The sequence below is a fragment of the Halalkalibacter flavus genome (genome assembly GCF_036663575.1).
GTDB classification, from domain to species: Bacteria; Bacillota; Bacilli; order Bacillales; family Bacillaceae_D; genus Halalkalibacter; species Halalkalibacter flavus.
Map to the genome: position 1 here is coordinate 1 of NZ_JAWRVK010000183.1, position 284 is coordinate 284.

Below are 284 nucleotides of genomic sequence, written 5' to 3' on the forward strand. Positions count from 1 at the left end.
ATAAGGGGCATGATGATTTGACGTCATCCCCACCTTCCTCCGGTTTGTCACCGGCAGTCACCTTAGAGTGCCCAACTAAATGCTGGCAACTAAGATCAAGGGTTGCGCTCGTTGCGGGACTTAACCCAACATCTCACGACACGAGCTGACGACAACCATGCACCACCTGTCACTTTGTCCCCCGAAGGGGAAAGCCCTATCTCTAGAGTGGTCAAAGGATGTCAAGACCTGGTAAGGTTCTTCGCGTTGCTTCGAATTAAACCACATGCTCCACTGCTTGTGCG

Annotated in this window: 1 rRNA gene; it reads right to left on the bottom strand. The window is 52.1% G+C overall.

Going from position 1 to position 284, the window contains the following annotated elements:
- Positions 1–284: ribosomal RNA gene (locus tag SAY88_RS24910) — 16S ribosomal RNA — on the bottom strand; the annotation flags it as partial.